10 protein-coding genes and 1 tRNA gene are annotated in these 18,372 nt (G+C 65.1%); 5 read left to right on the plus strand and 6 right to left on the minus strand.

Annotated elements, in window-relative coordinates:
• The first annotated feature begins 55 nt into the window (after window positions 1-55).
• The gene (locus KUTG_RS56720; RefSeq protein ID WP_084579903.1) at window positions 56-1,225 is read left to right on the plus strand and encodes a HigA family addiction module antitoxin; all 1,170 of its coding nucleotides are present in this window, start codon (window positions 56-58) and stop codon (window positions 1,223-1,225) included.
• A 402-nt stretch (window positions 1,226-1,627) separates the two neighbouring features.
• A complete protein-coding gene (locus KUTG_RS56725) occupies window positions 1,628-2,740 on the plus strand; it encodes a restriction system modified-DNA reader domain-containing protein (RefSeq protein WP_084579905.1) in 1,113 nt (370 codons plus the stop codon).
• Window positions 2,741-3,195: 455 nt separating this feature from the next.
• Here KUTG_RS56725 and KUTG_RS28790 read toward each other — a convergent pair whose 3' ends face one another.
• The 5 genes from KUTG_RS28790 to KUTG_RS28815 are packed head-to-tail and all read right to left on the minus strand — an operon-like array spanning window position 3,196 to window position 11,861.
• Window positions 3,196-6,336 (minus strand): type I restriction endonuclease subunit R, encoded by a 3,141-nt coding sequence (locus tag KUTG_RS28790; protein ID WP_198047344.1) that lies wholly within the window; start codon window positions 6,334-6,336, stop codon window positions 3,196-3,198.
• 12 nt (window positions 6,337-6,348) lie between these two features.
• Window positions 6,349-7,521 carry a restriction endonuclease subunit S gene (locus KUTG_RS61755; protein ID WP_084579907.1) on the minus strand — a complete coding sequence of 391 codons (1,173 nt, stop codon included), beginning with the start codon at window positions 7,519-7,521 and terminating at the stop codon, window positions 6,349-6,351.
• Window positions 7,514-9,121, minus strand: coding sequence for a class I SAM-dependent DNA methyltransferase (locus KUTG_RS28805; protein ID WP_043721186.1), 1,608 nt, complete (start codon window positions 9,119-9,121; stop codon window positions 7,514-7,516). Before KUTG_RS28805 ends, KUTG_RS61755 begins: the two co-directional genes overlap by 8 nt.
• A gap of 10 nt (window positions 9,122-9,131) precedes the next feature.
• Complete coding sequence (locus KUTG_RS28810; RefSeq protein ID WP_043721189.1) at window positions 9,132-11,168, minus strand: N-6 DNA methylase; 2,037 nt, start codon at window positions 11,166-11,168, stop codon at window positions 9,132-9,134.
• 24 nt (window positions 11,169-11,192) lie between these two features.
• Window positions 11,193-11,861, minus strand: coding sequence for a hypothetical protein (locus KUTG_RS28815; RefSeq protein ID WP_043721190.1), 669 nt, complete (start codon window positions 11,859-11,861; stop codon window positions 11,193-11,195).
• Between the two features lie 928 nt (window positions 11,862-12,789).
• Here KUTG_RS28815 and KUTG_RS28820 point away from each other — a divergent pair.
• Complete coding sequence (locus tag KUTG_RS28820; protein ID WP_043719583.1) at window positions 12,790-14,151, plus strand: IS4 family transposase; 1,362 nt, start codon at window positions 12,790-12,792, stop codon at window positions 14,149-14,151.
• Window positions 14,152-14,370: 219 nt separating this feature from the next.
• Here the strand turns inward: KUTG_RS28820 and KUTG_RS28825 are convergent.
• Window positions 14,371-14,443, minus strand: a tRNA-Lys gene (locus tag KUTG_RS28825).
• A 280-nt stretch (window positions 14,444-14,723) separates the two neighbouring features.
• Between KUTG_RS28825 and KUTG_RS28830 the strand changes: the two genes are divergently transcribed.
• The gene (locus KUTG_RS28830; RefSeq protein WP_043721192.1) at window positions 14,724-17,384 is read left to right on the plus strand and encodes an ATP-binding protein; all 2,661 of its coding nucleotides are present in this window, start codon (window positions 14,724-14,726) and stop codon (window positions 17,382-17,384) included.
• A 59-nt stretch (window positions 17,385-17,443) separates the two neighbouring features.
• Complete coding sequence (locus tag KUTG_RS28835) at window positions 17,444-18,298, plus strand: alpha/beta fold hydrolase (RefSeq protein ID WP_043721193.1); 855 nt, start codon at window positions 17,444-17,446, stop codon at window positions 18,296-18,298.
• The last annotated feature ends 74 nt before the right edge of the window (window positions 18,299-18,372 follow it).

Consider the following 18,372-nt stretch of genomic DNA (forward strand, 5'->3'; position numbering starts at 1 on the left):
CGCTCGTGGCTAGCTTCGCTGGCGGCGGCGGGTCTACCAGTCAAGAGCCGCGCCAGTGCGCGACGCAAGCAACCGCTTCAACAACCAGAACGAGGAGGTGACATCGATGACGACAGCGCACCCCAGCTCTCGTGAGCGCCATCGCTACGAGCCCACCGAGGTCCTGCCGCCAGGCGAGACTCTGCGTGAAACCCTCGACGCCCTGGACATGAGCCAGACCCAGCTGGCTGCCCGTACAGGCTTGTCCGCCAAGCATGTTAATCAGATCATCCAGGGGCAGGCTGTTCTCACGCACGAGACTGCCATTTCTTTGGAGCGTGCTACCGGTGTACCGGCTCGCTTCTGGAACGAACTAGAGTCTCGATATCGCGACCATCTGTCTCGTGCGCAAGAACGAAAGAATCTAGCTGCGCACGTGACTTGGCTAAAGCGGATGCCGATAGCTGCACTTCGAAAGCTCGGCAAAATCACCGCAGACCGCAACGACGAACCGCGAGTGCTACAGCAAGCTCTAGATTTTTTTGGCGTGGCCGGCGTCGAGGCATGGGAGGAGGTGTGGGAAAACCCCGCCGCTAAGTACCTTAAATCGGCCGCATTCAAAGTTGAAACCGGCGCAATGGCGGCCTGGCTTCGCCTGGGCGAGCTTGAAGCAGCAAAGGTCTCATGTGAGCCCTTTGATCGCGTGAGGCTCAAAGCGATTCTGCCCGAACTGCGACAGTTGACCGTTCTAACTCCGACAGAGTTTGAACCGCGTATGAGGCAACTGTGTGCCAGCGCTGGAGTCGCGGTCGTCTTTGTTAATGAGATTACCGGATGCCGTGCAAGCGGTGCCACACGATGGCTTTCACCAACAAAAGCGGTGGTACAGCTAAGCCTTCGCGGCAAGCGCAACGACAAGCTTTGGTTCGCATTCTTTCACGAGCTTGCACACGTACTCCTACATGGCAAACGCAGCGTCTTCATTGAGGCGGAGGATATTGCGAAGCAAGGTACCGGGCCACCACGGGAAGAAGAAGAGGCAAACAATTTTGCCGCAGAACTGCTCGTACCATCCATGTATAATGACGATCTCGCCAAAATCAATCACTGGGCCCCCGGTCAAATCCGAGCTTTCGCGGCTCAGTTGGGGGTAGCGCCAGGCATAGTTGCCGGCCGACTGCAGCACGATCGCAAAGAATACCGACTCGGAAAGGACCTATTTGAGAAGTACGAGCTAAGCGATTGACAAGATTTGCATTTCGTCAGCAGTCCCGGCGGGCCGCTAAACTGGCGGTCGCAGCGATTCCGGAGTTTGGGCTGAAGTTGCGTCCCGCCGCGGACGCGGCCGACAGATCGTCAGTCATGTCGTTCCTCGCCGGCTGGTGCTGGACACCGAAGCGCCACCGTATCCCGTCGAGACCTGGTAGCTCTGCCGAGTCTGCCTTGCCGTGACGTGAGGTCGCGGCAGGGTTTCGTCCTCCACCACAACGGTGAGTTCGAGCGGCCGGGTATCTCCGCGCCGGATGCCGCCAGCGAACCCCGGTTACCCTCACCAGGTGTTGATGACGGGCCTGTCGGCCACGGGTGCCCATATACTTGTCCGAGGCTCTCACTCCGAGTAGCCGCTGGCGATGGCGGGGAGACATCGGTGACGCTGTATGACACCCTCAAGCAGTGCGTCGAGTGGCTGGAACGCCATGGACGTCAGGCGCACCGGATCGGCGAGCAGAACACGAAGGCGAGCCTCATCGAGCCGGTGATCAGCGCTCTTGAATGGGACATCCTCGACCCGGATGAGGTGCACCGGGAGTATCGGAGGAGGACGACCGACAACCCCGTCGACTATGCCTTGCTGATCATGAGGACGCCACGGTTGTTCATCGAGGCGAAGGGTCTCGGCGAAAACCTCGATGATCCCCGCTGGGCGAACCAGACGATCAGCTACGCAGCTGTTGCCGGCGTGGAATGGGTCGCCCTTACCGACGGGGCAGAGTGGCGTATTTATAACGCCCATGCCCCGGTGCCTGTCGAACAGAAGCTGTTCCGTTCGGTTCGTCTTGTGGAAGATGTCGACGAAGCAGTCGATGTTCTCGCATTGCTCAGCAAGAACGATATGCGGGACAACCGCATCCAAGACTTGTGGAAAGGATACTTCGTCGATCGGCAAGTGCGTGGTGCGCTTGCCGATTTGTTTGGTGGTCAAGAGCCTCCGCGCGAGCTTGTTAGTTTGATCGTCAAACAGGTACCGAACCTCAGTCGAGCCGAGGTGAGGGCAAGTCTCATGCGTGCTCGTGCCACCTTTGACTTTCCTGCAACTGCGCCGCTCGTGACCAGTAACTCGCCTCTCAACGCAGGCCAGGCTGTTCGGTCAGGTCGATCCGGACCGAGTGACTTGACTGGGTCGCGATCACCCAAGGCCCCCAGCGCACGAACAAAGGTGAGCGCTGCGGAGCGAGCTCTGACCGTTGCCGACCTGATCGATGCGGGACTCCTGTCAACGCGACGGCCATTGACTGCGGAATGGCGTCGAGAGCAACGCCAAGCTGAACTTCTCTCGGACGGATCACTGCGATTCAACGGGCAGAACTATAAGTCTTTGAGTTCGGCTGGTGAGGCAGTCAAGATGGATATTGCGGGGCTGGACCTCAAAGAATCCACGCGCGCGACTGATGGCTGGGAATTCTGGACCGCGCCCGACCCGACTTCTGGAGAACCGGAACGGCTCAAGGAGCTGCGCCGGAGGCTTGCCGATCAGTCCTGATACCGGACTGCTGTAGGATCTGGCTGTGACGTATTCCTCGGGTTTGGGACGCCCCACCGCTGAGTAACTCCGTTTCCGCAGGCCACCTGTCGTTCTCGGGCGTCCGCGTTCCTACATGCTGCGGGAACCCGTGTTTGACATACTCGGGCAAGGGCTGAACGAGCAACGAACAGTGACCCCGCTGGCCGGTAGCGTACGGTTTCGGTGTGGTGCCCCCGGCGGGGTTCGTCGCAGAACTGTGCAGGTACCTGGATCGCATGTCGTAGAATTGCTCACACCCGTCGCTGACCTGCATCTTTACCATAAACTTCGCCGCTGACCTGGTGGTTCGTGGTTGTTGTTAGTCGCAGTTGGTGGTTGTTCTTCGATGTATGACGGATTGTAGACGGCCTGGGTCGTCCACAATCCGGAAACGGCGGTTGTGACGCAGTGTGACCTCATTCGGGCACTGCTGGTCAGGCGGCGTCATCTTCGGCGAAGGTTTCGGCTTGCCGCAGCACCAGCTCCACAGCGCGGGCTTCTGCATCCGGGGGATATCCATGCCGAGCTAGCAACCGCTTGATCTTGCTACGCAACCGCGCCTGTACCTGCTCACGTACCGACCAGTCCACCGCCCTGTCGGCCCGGACCGCACTTACCAGATCCCGTGCGATCTCGGCAAGGGCGCCGGTGGTCATCTCCCGCACGGCGGACTCGTTGCTTGCGACCGCGTCGTAGAACGCCAACTCATCCTCGGTTAGACCGAGATCCTTAGCCCGGCCCCGGTCCGCGGACACCTCCTTGGCTAGATCCACAAGTGCCGCGATGATCTCGGCCGAGGCCAGGGCGCCATTGGTGTAACGACGCATGGTCTCCAGCAATTTGTCAGAGAACGTGCGTTGCCGGATTAGATTGTGCGGGTGCACCGCACGGATCTCCCGCTCGATGGCGCGTCGTAGCGCCTCCAACGCCAGCTGCGGGCGCTTGCTCTCGCGCAGCCGGGCCACGAACGCCTCATCGAGGTGTGACAGGTCTGGCTTCTCCAGCCCGGCGGCTGCGTAGATATCCACCACCTCGTCCACCGCGACGGCCCCGGCGGTGAGCTGGCGGACCAGGAACTCGACCTCGGCCCGGCCGGAGATGCCCCGCTCGGCGCGTTCCTCGGCATCCCACTTGGCGAGGTAGATCCGAACCGTCTCGAAGAACGCTATGTCGTCGACGAGGTCCGCCAGCTCGCGTGCTTTGGGGCGCAATGCGAACGCGCGCAGCAGGTCATGTGCGGTCTTGGTGAACCGCTGCTGGGCGGTCGGCTGGTTCTCCGGCCGGTCGGGTTCGGGCCGCTTGAGGTAGTTCGCCACGTCCACGGCCGCATCATGGAAAGCCTTCGGCCGTCCGGAATCCCGCACCCTGCGCCAGTCGATGCCGGCCAGTTGTGCGACCAGCACGCCGTGCAGTTCGCGTACAAGATCCAGAATTTCGTTCGTATCCCGGCCGATCGGCTTGTGGTCGCGGTCGGCCACCGTGTACTCGGCCAGCGCGCGGGTCAGGTCATCCGCGATACCGAGGTAGTCCACCACCAGACCGGACGGCTTCTCGCCGAACCGGCGGTTCACCCTGGCCAGCGCCTGCATCAGCGATGCGCCGCGCATCGGCTTGTCCAGATAGAGCGTGTGCAGCGGCGGGGCATCGAATCCGGTCAGCCACAACGACTGGACGATCACCAGTTCCAGGTCATTTTTGGCATCGGTGACCCGCTTCTTGATCGCCTTGAGTTTGGCCGGGGTTCGGACGTGCGTGCCAACCGGCGGCTTCTCGCCAGGTGTGCCCGTGTAGGCGACTTTGATGATCCCCTTGCCGTCGTCTGCCGACGCCCATTTCGGTCGGAGTTTGATGATCTCGTCATAGAGCAGCGCGCAGATCCGCCGGGTGTAGCCGACGATCATCCCCTTGCCAGCAACTCCGGTCAGCTTGATCATCTGCTCCCGGCGGGCCTCCCAGTGCTCCACGATGTCCTCGGCCAGTTTCCGCAGCCGCTCCGGGGCACCGACCACGTCCTCGTAGATCCTGGTTCCCCTGGCGATCTCACGGGCCTCGTCGGAGTCCAGGTCGGCGGTTAGGTCCTCGACCCGTTCGTCGAGATCGGTGACCTTAACGCCTTCGGGCAGGTGCACCGGGATGTGCCGGTTCTCGTAGAACACCGGCACGGTCGCGCCATCGTCCACCGCACGGGTCAGGTCGTAGATATCGATATAGTCACCGAATACGCCTCGAGTGTTCGCCTCGGCGCGGGTGATCGGGGTGCCGGTGAACGCGATGAAACTCGCGTGGGGCAGAGCGTCGTGCAGGGCGCGGGCCAGGCCATCGATGAAGTCGTAGTGACTGCGGTGCGCCTCGTCCACCACCACGATCAGGTTGCGGCGCGACGAAAGCACCGGATGCCTACGGCCGGCTTCCTTTTCGACTTTGGTGAGGCTGAACTTCTGTAGTGTGGAGAAGATGATGCCGCCGCTGGGCCGATCGAGCTCGGTGTGCAACTCGGCGCGAGTGAGGGCCTGCTTGGGCCGCTCCGGCAGGAGAGTGCTTGCCGAGAACGTCTCATACAGCTGGCTGTCCAGGTCGATCCGGTCGGTGAGCATCAGCACCGTGGGGTTCGCCAATGCTGGATGCCGGGCCACCTTCGCGGCATAGAACTCCATCTCCTTGCTCTTGCCCGAGCCCTGGGTATGCCAGACGACACCGGCCCGGCCGTCGGTCGCCACGGCCTGCACGGTCGCCGCGACCGCCTGGTTGACCGCGTGGAACTGGTGCGCCTTGGCCAGCCGCACAATGTCCACCGCACCGCCGTTGTCCGCGGAGAACGAGACGAAGTTGGCGATCAGGTCGAGAAAGCGTTCCGGTGCGAACATCCCGTTGATCAGGACCTCAAGTGCGTTGCCCGCGCGGACGTCTACTCGCTTGCCCTGCTCGTCGACGTTCCACGGCGCCATGTGCTCCCATGGACTGAACGGCGTGCCGGCGCGTGCGGTGATGCCGTCGGAGACGATCGCGACGATCGGCACGGCGAACCCGGTGACTCCGAACTCGCGGCGGTAGGTCTGTAGTTGCCGATAGGCCGTCTCGCTGTTGTCCTCGGTGTCCGCCCTTTTCAGCTCGAACACGGCCAAGGGCAGGCCGTTGACGTAGCAGACGATGTCGAATCGGCGAGTGTGCTTGCGATCAGCGAGTCGGACCTGGTTGACGGCCAGGAATTCGTTGGCGTACGGGTCGTTGAAGTCGATCGCCCACACCGTGGGATGGCGTTCGGTGCCGGCCTCATCGGTGTACGAGATGCGGATGCCACGGGTGAGCAGGCCGTGCATCCGATGGTTCTCGTGCAGGGCGTCCTGTGAGCGGCGGTCGAGCAGTTCGGCGAGCGCGGCATCCAGCGCCGATGCCGGAAGGTCCGGATTGATCCTGCGTAGAGCGGCCCGCAACCGCCTGGTGAGGACCAGCTCGTCCCAGCCGGGACGTTCCCCCGTGCGCGGGGCGACAGCGGAGCCCTCCAGGTGCTGCCAGGACCACTCAGCCAACCCGTCCAGCGCGTGCGCTTCCCAGTCGGCTTCCGACATGCCCGCCATCGCCGCCCCCTCTCAGACCACCTCGGTTACTTGTCGCTCCGCATCCTTGATTCGCAACTCGCCCGACATCAACTTCGGCAGCAGCATGTCCCGAAGTTCGACCAACGCGCGGCTCTCGTCGCCCTTCTTGTCGACAAGCTCAAGCATTGTTCGGGCCAAGGGAGTAAAATTATGGATAGCTTCTGTGTTGGGAATAGCAACTTCGCAGCGCAAGGCAATGTCCCGACTCAATCCTGGTATTGCCGAGTCTCCGACCAATCGTCTCAGATTGGCTCCCTTGAGTAGGAAGTAGATGAACTCTATGGGAAGGCCTGTCCGTGTTCGAATGAAGAATGATGTATCGATCGGCCAGAAGTCGCACTGAGACCATGAGATCGAACCGGCGTTCGCCCCCTTTCTGCCGATGATTACGCCAGGGCCGTTCACTAGTGGCTTATCATGCCACCCGGATATTCCGTTTCCTCCAAAAACCGGCACCGTGCCAATGGTTCGATTCTCCTCTTTGAGGGCCTTTCCGTAGCAAAACTCAACTATTTCGCCAAGCTGGATGGTCCGTTGCGTATTGGCTATCAAGCGGGAAAAATAAGTATCAAGCAACTGATTTGTGGTCGCGGCGATCCGGTCGTTGACCGCGATCTTGTCATCCAGTGCTCCAAGGATGGTGGCCGTAGCACGCTGTTCGTAGATCGAAGGAATTGGTACGCGCAGCGCTTTTATAGTGGCCAGTGGACTGGCGATACCTGGCACGCCTACCGTCGAGGCGTTCGCGAGCAGTGCTTGTTGCCCCTTGGGGGAAGTGAACCAATAGTAGTAGAACTCGGGCAGTGCAACCTGCGTGTTAAGGCGGGCTTTTACTTGGCTCGATGAAAGTATATATCGTTCAAATTTCGAATTTCGCGGTATCATCGAAACCTGTCCGATTGTTCCTCGATGTGTAAATACGAGATCCCCGGGCAGGAGGATGCATGACGAAAGCTCGTCGGCCTTTTGATTGCTAACGTAAACGAACTGTTCGTCAAGGAAGGTTCCGCGCGAAAGATTAACACCTCGTACAACTGGCACGCCAGTCTTGGTGTAGTTGTCCTTAGTGATTCTCGAACCGAAGGGACCAATCGAGAAGCTTGCTGGGTCGAGCGAGGCTAGTGACTGAAATTCCATCACAGGCCAAGCTGGCAACTCAGACATCGAGCCTCCCCAGCTGAGTGCGGACTTCCTGCTCAAGGCAGGTCGACTCGGCGAACTGGGCGTAAAGCTGCTCGGTGAGTCGGGCGATCTTGTCGCCAATCGGTTCGTCGTCTTCCGCTACAGCCGCACTGCCGACATAGCGGCCGGGGGTGAGCACGAAGTCGTTCTGCTTGATCTCGTCCAGATTGGCTGAGTAGCAGAAGCCGGGCTCGTCAGCGTACTCGGCGTCGCGGTCGGTGCCGCGCCAGCGGTGGTAGGTTCCAGCCACCCTCTCGATGTCGGCAGCCGACAGTTCGCGCTCGGTCCGGTTGACCAACTCACCGAGGCCACGCGCGTCGATGAACAGGACCTCGCCGCGTCGGTCGGCCAGCCGCTTGGCCCCCTGTGGGGTCTTGTCTCTGGTCAGGAACCACAGGCACGCGGGGATCTGGGTGGACCGGAACAACTGCGGCGGTAGCGCCACCATGCAGGCCACCAGATCACGCTCCACCATCGTCCGACGGATGTCGCCCTCGCCGGACTGCTTCGACGACATTGACCCATTCGCCAGCACGATCCCGGCACGCCCCTTGGGGCGCAGCTTGAACGCCATGTGCTGCAACCACGCGAAGTTCGCGTTTCCCTTCGGTGGCACGCCGTAGGTCCAGCGCTGGTCGGCGGTAAGCCGGTCGCCGCCCCAATCGGAGATGTTGAACGGCGGATTGGCCAGGACCACATCAGCACGTAGGTCCGGGTGCTGGTCGTCGTGGAAGGTGTCACCCCACCGGTCGCTCAGGTCGGCGCTGATGCCGTGGATGGCCAGGTTCATCTTGGCCAGCCGCCAGGTGTTCTCGTTCAACTCCTGGCCGTACACCGCGATGTCGATGGTTCGCCCGCCGTGACTCTCCACGAACCGCTCGGCCTGCACGAACATGCCGCCGGAGCCACAGCAAGGGTCGTACACGCGCTCGCCCTTGGCCGGTTCCAGCGTCTCGACGAGCAGCTTCACCACACTCGACGGGGTGAAGTATTCACCGCCCCGCCGGCCCTCGGCGAGGGCGAACTTGCCGAGGAAGTACTCGTACACCTCGCCGAGCACATCGCGGGCCTTCTTGGTCCCACCGTCAAGGTCCAATTGTCCGTGGAAGCCGATCCGACCGATCAGGTCGACGAGTTCGCCCAGCCTGCGCAGGTCGACGTTGCTGCGGTTGAACAGCTTCGGCAGCACGCCGCGCAGTTCGGGGTTCTCCTTCTCCACCGCGTCCATCGCGGTGTCGATCAGCTCGCCTACAGACTTGCCACCCGAAGCGGCCTTCGCGCCCTCGGCGATGGCCTCCCAGCGGGCCACCTGCGGAACCCAGAACACCCCATGACCGAGGTACTCGTCGCGGTCCTCGATCAGCCGGGCCGCCCGCTCGCCGGTAATACCGTCAGCAGCCAGCTCCTCGGTTATCTGCTCGCGCCGTTCGTCGAAGGAGTCCGAGACGTACTTCAGGAACACCAGGCCGAGCACGAAATGCTTGTAGTCGGCGGCATCCATGCTGCCACGCAGCTTGTCCGCTGCCTTCCACAGGATCTCCTTCATGTCCGCCGATGTGGTTGGGGCGGATCGTTTAGCCACCTAGTGCTCCTCAGTCCTGCTCGTCCTCGAATTCGCCGACCCTCGTGCGCGGCACGTCCGGCACTGTCGCGACTGCCAGCACACCATCGGCGATACCCGCCGACAACGCACCGTCCAGTCGTGCCAGTGCGTTCATCTTGACGGCCAGCTCCGACCGGCGCCGCTCCAGGTCGACGAAGTAGTCATCCAGGGCGAGGACCTCCGCCTCAGTCAGGACGGGTAGCTCCAGCACTCCCAGGTCGACCCGACGAACCAGTGATCCGCTTTCCCTGCCGGCGTTGCGCGGGGAGGTCAGCAGCTTGGCGAGCAGCGTCGGTCGCATCGGTGGCGAAGGACGGTCGGGACGTTCTGGTCGTAGGCGTACAACCTGAGCGGGGGCCAGCACGAGCTGGCCGCCAGTTCGGTCAACGGTGGCCGACAGCCCTCCCTCGGCGAGCACGATGACGTCGCCTGGTTCGGTTAGTTGCGCGGACTCGTACTTGGCGAGCGCGAGATTGTCGATCCATCGGCTACGCACGGCCAGTCCACCGCGTAGCTCCTCCAGGCCGATCACCGCTGTGCCGCCGGTACCGAGATCGACGTCGGCGATGTCTTCCCGCGAGATGCGATGACCGCCACGAACCGTCGCGATCGCCGCGAGCGGCACGAGTAGTGCCTGCTCACGCGCCTGGGCGACGCCAGGCCAGCGCGCCGTCACCTGATCGGGGAACTGGTCCCGGACAAGTTGGACGGAAGCGATTGCACTTGCGACATGGTCGACTGACGTTCTTTCTGTCGTCAGGCGGTGCGCGGGGAGCAAGCTGCCGCCGGGCATCGTGAGCCGCATTCTGCGACATACCTCCGGGCGTTCCACGGTGCGCGCGCGAACCAATCTGGCAGCCGTCGCGGGCCACCCTTCGTCGGCCTCAGCTATCCGATCGGCGTTGCACAACACGACGTCCTCGCTTGCTTCGCCAAGCGGAGTGAGTTCGAGCACGGCCAATTCAGTGCCGGTGAGGAACGGATGTGCTCGGCGGGGCAGTTGGATCACCGAAGCCAGGATCTTGGCGTCGAGCAGCCGTTGGCGGGCAGCGGGCTTGCGGGTCAGTGTCCAGGTCGGCACGACAACGTAAGCGCGGCCACCCGGGGCGAGATGCCGCGCCGAGAGCATCACCCAGTCCAACGGGCCGAAATCCCGCTCCGTCGCCTTCCGGTCGGTGAACTCGCCGGATATGTACGGGGGGTCGAGCACCACCAGATCGACCTGCCTCTCCGGCCAGCCGGTGGTGCTATCGCTCTGGTTGATTTCCGCGTCGACGCCGTGTGCGAGCAGGCGGTGTCGCAGGATCCGGCACCACGTCGAATGCGACTCCACCGTTGTCACTTGATCGGCAGTGCGGCCGTCAAGCACTCGCAACAGCAGGCTGCCCACGCCGGCTGCGGGATCACAGACGGTGCGGCCGGTGACATCGCCGACGAGTGCGGCGATCAGGTCGGCGATGGGCTTTGGAGTCATCGTCGACCGCAGAGCCGAGTCCACCCGGTCGGCCGAGAAAATGAACTCGTCGATCGCCGCTTCCGGCCCGACCGAGCACGTCAGCTCGTCGACTGTCCTGGCGATGTGGCCGACGAACGCCGAGGGTGTCATCAGGTCGCGGGTGAACAATCCGGCCAGTTCTGGACGCTCCCGTTCGACCCGCCCGGCGAGCGTGGCGATTGCCTCAGGGGTAGCTGGCAGTGGCGTACCCGCGTGTGCCCGAAGCGACACCAACGCGACCGAGAGTCGGAGGACGTCATCGCCGCCAATCGCTCCACCGAACCGGACGATGGCGCGCATGCGGAGGCTGTCACGGAAGACCTGGCCATAGGTACGGTCGTCGTCAATGGGCCGGCGATCCAACCAGAGGGCGATCTCCTCGGCATCGAACAGCGGCGTGGATCCGTTGTCCTTGGCCGGTTTGGGGAAGTCATCGTGCCGCCTGCGCCAGTTGCTCACGGTTGGACGACGGACCCGTGCCAGCTCGGCGATGTCCGTCATCGTCACCACGGTTCGGTCCGTCACGGTCATCACCTCCTAGCTACGTCGACCAGGTCAGAACTGGGGATCGGCGTCGCCATCGCATACGGCGCGGCGGCGCCGCAACACTTGCTCCACCCGATCATGCCGCCGTACAAACTCCACGGCCGGCGGCGAGATGCGCCCGATCAAGTCCAGGATCGTCCCGTGGTCGGCCTTGAGGTGGCGCCGGTGGATCGGCTCGGCGTGCGCTATCCGGTTGCGCAAATACCTCATCGAGTCCAGTTGCTTATGCAGGGGGAGACGTCCGCCCGAGTAGTTCGGGAACGCGTGCCGCAACGCCGGACGCCACAGCGTAGTCTCGTAGTTGCGGCCTTTGCCGAGCAACGCGACCCAGAACCCGAAGTGCAGCTCGGCGACCATCGCGTCAGGCACGGCCGGTTTGCCGCGCTTCGCCAAGTTCGCGGCAGCCTCTGCGAGTAGCCCCTTAGCGACGTCATGCAAATCGACCCGACGATCACGCCACCAGTCGGATCGCCCAACCAACGTGACGAGCTGCTCGTGCAACGCGTTCCGCAGTGCAACTTCAAGGCAGCCCAGCGGGCCGCTGAGCGCGGCCGACACCTCGAGGTTCCATGCGTACAGCCGAAAAGCTTTGGCGACGTCCCCGTTGCAATGCTTGAGGTACGGCTCCATCCGCGCTGCTGAGAACGCTGCCAGGAGGTCCTCGAACTCCCCGTCCATGTAGACCCCCAGCTTCCAGACGCGATGGTGTACAGTGGCTGCGTAAGCCCCGGTGTCAGCCTCTGCTCAGCATGCTGCCCGGGGCGCCGCTTTTTGGTGCGGCTCAGCGTCAGGGGACGAGTCCCGACCTACGCCACTTTGCTCTGTCGCCAGAGTATCTGCCGGGGCATCACCCGTCAAGGTATGCTGATAAGGGCACTTCTCAGCAACCGGCTGCATAGAGGTATGACGACGTGGTTGGCTGCGGGCGAGGCCGGCTGGAATGTCTAGCCGTAGACTGGGGCCCTGGAGGCTTGGCTCTCACTGTGTTGGCTCGACTGTCACACGGTTATCTACAGGGGTGTCGCGACGCTCGGTTCATGCAGTTGTCCTACTTGTGCGCACGCGATGCCGGCGCATCAACGGCGTCCGTCACTGACCGTAGTCTTGGTGAGTGTGTCGGGAGGGGCGTAAGTAGACCCGTTTCCGCTGTTCAGTGCGATGATGGTCAAGTTTCTGACTCTTGCGGCGCAAGACGCGCGGTGGCCCGTCAGCGGAGTGATGGCGGGTCGTGATTTTGCGCCCGGACGGCCTGGTGGAGTGGCCCAATCAGTGTTTCCGCTGGTCAGGCCCCTGTGGCGGCTCCCGGGATCAGGTGTTCAGGTTGCCCCTTGTCCCGCGCGACGGGTTCGTCCTAGATGGACGACTTGAACGGTTCAGACTCGCCCGCTTTGAGTGTAGCCGTCCGGGCGCGTAGCACTCGACGAAGTCGTCCAGATTCTGACGACGAAGAGGGTTCTGCTTGAGGGTGAAGTGTTGGTTGGTGCGCAGGTCTAGACCCAAGGCCGTGAAGTTAAGGGTTGGGCGCGGATGTCCAGCCCGCTGAAAAGGGCAACGGAGTTCCTGCTAGAACGGTGTCGACCAAGATCACCAGACAGCAGAAACTCCGTTGGACACCCAGTCTTCCATCACCCGCGCGATCACCGTGGCCGGGGGCCGATACGCGCCCGGCCACCTCGGTGAACTCACCCAACACCTCCCGTTCGAGATGATCGACGAGGCCCTGACCGCCACCCGCACCACCCAACACCGCCTGCGGGACCTGCCCTCCCGGGTGGTGGTCTACCTGCTCCTGGCCGCCTGCCTGTTCCCCGAGGTCGGATACTCCGGTGTTTGGCGCAAGCTGACCGCCGCCCTGGACGGCCTGCCCACCGCCACCCCCACCGCCAGCGGACTGGCCACCGCCCGCCAGAGGGTCGGTGCCGCACCCCTGCGGTGGCTGTTCGACCTGCTCCGTGGCCCCGCCACCACCGGCCGAGCTCCCGGAACCCGCTGGCGCGGACTGCTGGTCTGCGCGATCGACGGCACCACCCTGACCGTGCCCGACAACCCCCGCATGCTCACCCGGTTCACCAAGCAGCGGGGCAACCACGGCGGCGCCGGCTACCCCCAGATCCGGCTGGTCGCGTTGCTCGCGTGTGGCACCCGCAGCGTGATCGACGCGGTGTTCGGCCCGACCACCATCGGCGAGACCACCTACACACCACAGCTGCTGCGCAGCCTGCACGCCGGCATGATCCTGTTGGGCGACCGCAACTTCGGCGCCGCCGGCCTGCTCGCCCAGATCGCCACCACCGGCGCCGATCTGCTGGTACGCCTGAAAAACGGCCGCACGATGCCGATCCTGACCCGCTACCGAGACGGCTCCTACCTCTCAATCCTGGGCGGCCTGCGAGTGCGCGTCATCGAGTGCGAGATCACCATCGCCACCACCGCCGGCCGGCACACCGGGATCTACCGGCTGACCACCACCCTGCTCGACCCCCACGACTACCCGGCGGCCGAGTTGATCCGGCTCTACCACCAGCGATGGGAGATCGAAACCGCTTACCTGGAGCTGAAATCCACCATCCTGGGTGGCCGGGTGCTCCGCGCCCGCACCCCGGTCGGCATCGAGCAGGAGATCTACGCCCTGCTCGTCACCTACCACCTGCTCCGCACCGCCATGGCCGACGCGACCAGCACCCGACCGGATACCGATCCGGACCGGGCCAGCTTCACCATCGCCTATCAGACCTCCCGCGACCAGGTGATCCAGGCCGCGAACGTCATCGCCGGCACCGTCATCGACCTGGTCGGCACGATCGGCCGGCACGTCCTGGCCCACCTCATGCCGGTCCGACGGCTCCGGGTCTGCCCCCGCATCGTCAAACGCGCCATCTCCAAACACCAGGCCAGAGGACCCAATATCGACCGGACCAGCTATAAGGCCACCCTGAGCATCGACATCCTGACACCGGCAGACGCTTGACGATCACCACAACCGCCTAACTACACGGCCTTGGGTCTAGACCCTGAGCGGCATGCCATACGTGCTGAAGAGGCAGCGCTCGCCGAGCGACTTCGGTGGCGCGCAGGGTGTCACTGTCCGGGCGGTAGCGGTCCTCCGCAGCAGATCACGCGGCGATCACATGTCAAGATCAACTTCGACGTAGGTGATCTTGGTTGGTGGAAACATGCAGGTCAGTTGTGGGCCGCCTGGGGCTCGAACCCAGAACCTACGGATTAAAAGTCCGCAGCTCTACCAATTGAGCTAACGGCCCGTGGGCCACACGATAGCGCCTCCGGCCGGGGCTCGCCGCCGCATTGGGCTGTCGGGCTGGACACAGTGCGTCACAGGCGGGTGATCAGCGGCGATGGCGAGGGATGCTACGTTGGGTAGTCAATCGATAGCGGAGGGTGTGTGCGTTGTCCTTCTGGCCCGGGCGGATCATCCTGGACCTGCGTGCATATGCACGGTCATGGGCGGCCGGGTATCCAGCCGGCGGGGGAGGGCTCTTGACTGGCTGAGGGGGAACGGACCGGCGCGGACGGAGGTTGGCGGTGGACCACCTCGAGAGGCGCCCGCTGGTGGGGAGGGCGGCGGAGCTGGCGCGGCTGGAGGAGGTGGCGGCGCAGGCGAAGACGGCGTTCCGGCTGGTGGAAGTGGTGGGGGAGCCGGGCACGGGCAAGACGAGGCTGCTGGGGGAGTTCACGAGCAAGCGCCTGGTGCTGAAGGGCCGGGCGGTGGAGCAGGAGCGGGAGGCGCCGTTCGCGCCGCTGGTGGATGCCCTGGTGGACCGGGTGGACGCGGGGCTGGCGAGCAGGCTGAGCGAGGCGGAGACGCAGCTGCTGGCGTCGGCGTTTCCGGTGCTGGAGGGAACGGCGCAGGAGGCGGTGGTGAAGCCCCGCCTGTACCGGGCGATGAGGTCGCTGCTGAGGGAGCTGGCGCCGGCGACGGTGGTGCTGGACGACGTGCACTGGGCGGACGAGGCGACGATCGAGCTGGTGGACTACCTGGTGCGCCACCCGCTGCCGGCGCCGATGCTGCTGGTGCTGGCCTACCGGCCGCACCAGGTGTCGTTCCGGCTGTCGAGGGCGCTGGCCGACCAGGCGGTGAAGATCGAGCTGGGCCCGCTGTCGAAGGCGGACGTGGACCAGCTGCTGGGGCCGACGGTGAGCCCGCACGCGAGGAATCGCCTGTACGAGGAGAGCGGCGGGAACCCGTTCTACCTGGACACCCTGGCCCGGGAGCTGCCGGAGTCGGCGAGGGCGACGCTGGCGGGGGAGCTGGCGGGCCTGGGCACGACCGAGGCGCTGGTGGCGAAGGCGGCGGCGGTGGCGGGCGAGAGCTTCGAGCCGTCGGTGATCGCGCACGTGGCTGAGGTGTCGGAACAGGCTGTGCTGCAAGCGTTCGACGACCTGGTGGCCCGGGACGTGCTGCGAGAGGTGGAGGGCTCGGGGCGGTTCAGGTTCCGGCACGGAGTACTCCGCCAGGTGGCCTACGACGGGGCGGCGGCGGGCTGGCGGCACGGGGCCCACACGCGCATCGCGGCGTATCTGGCGAAGGTGGGGGCGCCGGCCACACGGAGGGCGGAACACGTTGTCCGCTCGGCGAAGTACGGCGACGTGGAGGCGAAGGACACGCTCGTCACGGCGGCGAGGGCGATCGCCACGAACCAGCCGGCGAAGGCGGCCAGCTGGTACGAGGCGGCGAGGCAGCTGGCGACCGAGGACGACGTGGACATCCGCACGGAGCTGGCCTTCTGTCACGGCGTGAGCGGCCGGATCATGCCGGCGCTGGAGATGTTCGGGGCCGCGCTGAAGACGATGCCGGAGGACCACGAGAGCCGGGCCCCGGCGGCGGCCTTCGCGGCGCTGCTGGCGCACCTGCGCGGCGAGCACGACTGGGCCCGGCTGCTGCTGACCTCGGAGCTGAACCGCCAGCCGGAGGCGCCGCCGCTGCGGCTGCAACTGGTGCTGGACGCGGCGATGAAGGGCGAGGCCCGCACGGCGAAGCCGTTCCTGGACGCGGCGCCGGACGACGACCGCAACCGCTGGACGGTGCCCTTCGCGGCGCTGAACGCGTACGTGAAAACGGTGGAGGGCAACCGTTTCGACGCGGTCAAGGCGGTCAACGACGCGGCGCGCATGGTGGACGCCAGTGACGATGACGAGTTCCTGACCTGGCTGCCGGCGATCCACATGCTGTCCTGGGCGGAGGTGCTGATCGGTCAGCACCGGCTGGCGCTGCGCCACTTCACGAAGGCGGTGGACCTGGCCCGGGACAACGGCCACCTCTACTTCCTGCCGCAGCTGCTGCACGGCCTGTCCTTCGCCTACGTCGTCGCCGGCCGCACCGCGGACGGCCTCGCCGCGGTGGAGGAGGCGCTGGAGTCGATGCACCCGCAGGCCGGGATCCGGGGCGCGCTGCTCGGGGTGTGGTGCCAGCTGCAGAGCTGGCGCGGCCAGCACGCGACGGCGGTCCGCGCCGGCAGGCGGGCGATCGCGGCGATCGGCGACGCCCATCCGCCGCTGGCCTCGCTGGCCCGCAACCAGCTGCTGCTGGCCCAGGTGCACGCCGGCAACCACGCCAAGGCGGTCGAGGAGATCCGCGAGCACCTGCCGAAGATCGACCCGTACACCCGGCTGGCCAGCTGCTGCCTGCTGGCCAAGGCCGACACGGCCCACGCCAAGCACTGGGCCGAGGAGGCCGACCGCCTGGCCGACGGCCGCCTCGACGTGGACGTCGTCTTCCGCGACATGGCGGCGGCGTACGCCGACAACGACGCCGACAAGGCCCTCAACGCCGCCGCGGCGGCGGAGCGGATCGGCATGCCGCTGTGGGAGGCCACGGCCCGCCTGCACGCCGGCACATGCCTGGCCCGTGACGGCCGCCGCGACGAGGCGCTCAGAGAACTGCAGGCGGCAGCGGCCATGTTCAACGTCTGCGAGGCGTCGGAGCTGCACGCCACGGCGGTGCGGGAACAGCGCAGGCTCGGCGTCCGCGTCCCGCACACGGGCGCGCTCGCCAACACCCTGTCGCCCCGGGAACTGGATGTCGCGGAGCTGGTCTGCGCCGGCAGCACCAACCAGCAGATCGCCGAGAAGCTCGTGCTCAGCGTGCGGACGGTGGAGACGCACCTGACGCACATCTTCGCCAAGCTCGGCGTCACCAACCGGGCTGGCGTGGCCCGGGTGCTGGCCAGCCAGAACGAGGATTGAACTCCTGGCCTCGCTCAGCGGTATCTACCGGCAGGAACGAGGCGAGAAGGAGGTGGGCGGTGCGCAACGCAGATCCCGATCCCGGCTCGCTGGCCGACGACCCGGGAGCCGTGCTCTGGCTGGGCTCACCGGACCAACCCCGCGTGCTGCTGCTGCACGACATGGCGATGACCGGCTCGACCAGCTGGCTCGGCCAGCTGCAGCTGGCCGACGACATGTGCCTCGGCATCGTGGACCGCCCCGGCTACGCCATCACCGACCGGGCCTCGAACGCCGGCTGGACGGCGGACGCCCGCATGCTGCTGGACCTCCTCGACGACAACGGCCCCGCGCATCTGGTCGCGCACGGCTGCTCGGCCGCCGGCGCGCTGCTGGCGGCGCAGCTGGCGCCGACGCTGGTGTCCTCGATCGTCCTGGTGGAGCCGCCCTTGTTCCAACTGGTCGAAGGGAGCTCGCTGGTCGAGGACCTGGCCGGCAAGTTCGTCGAGTTGTACGACCAGGGCTGCCTGTTGGCGGGCGCGGAGTTCCTGCGGGAGTACCAGTTGACGCTGGGATATCTGGAGCCGCCGCCCTGGGACGTGCCGGAGCGCTGCGCCGAGGCGGCCCGCAAGGAGACGCCGGCCTGCCAGGCCCCGCTGGACCTGGAGGCGATCGCCGCGCTGCAGACGATGATGACGGTGGTGGTCGGCGGCCGGGAGGGGCCCGAGCACGACCCGGGCGAGCGCACGGTGTTCGGCGGCGCGCTGTGGAAGACGGCGGAAGCGCTGGTGGAGGCGGCGGACGGCTGGCTGGTGCCGATCGAGCCGGCCGGTCACGTGGTGCAGCGCTGCACGGGCCTGTTCAACGGGGTGCTCCGGCGGCATCTGGACACGTGGTGGAGCACCGAGGACCACAGCCACGCCGCCGCCGGGTAGGCGAGGCCAGCTCAACCGAAGATCGGGAATTCGCTAGTCTCCTCGCGTCCGGTCAGTCGTGGCCGGGATCCCTT

This window comes from Kutzneria sp. 744 (genome assembly GCF_000568255.1).
In the GTDB taxonomy this organism is placed as follows: domain Bacteria; phylum Actinomycetota; class Actinomycetes; order Mycobacteriales; family Pseudonocardiaceae; genus Kutzneria.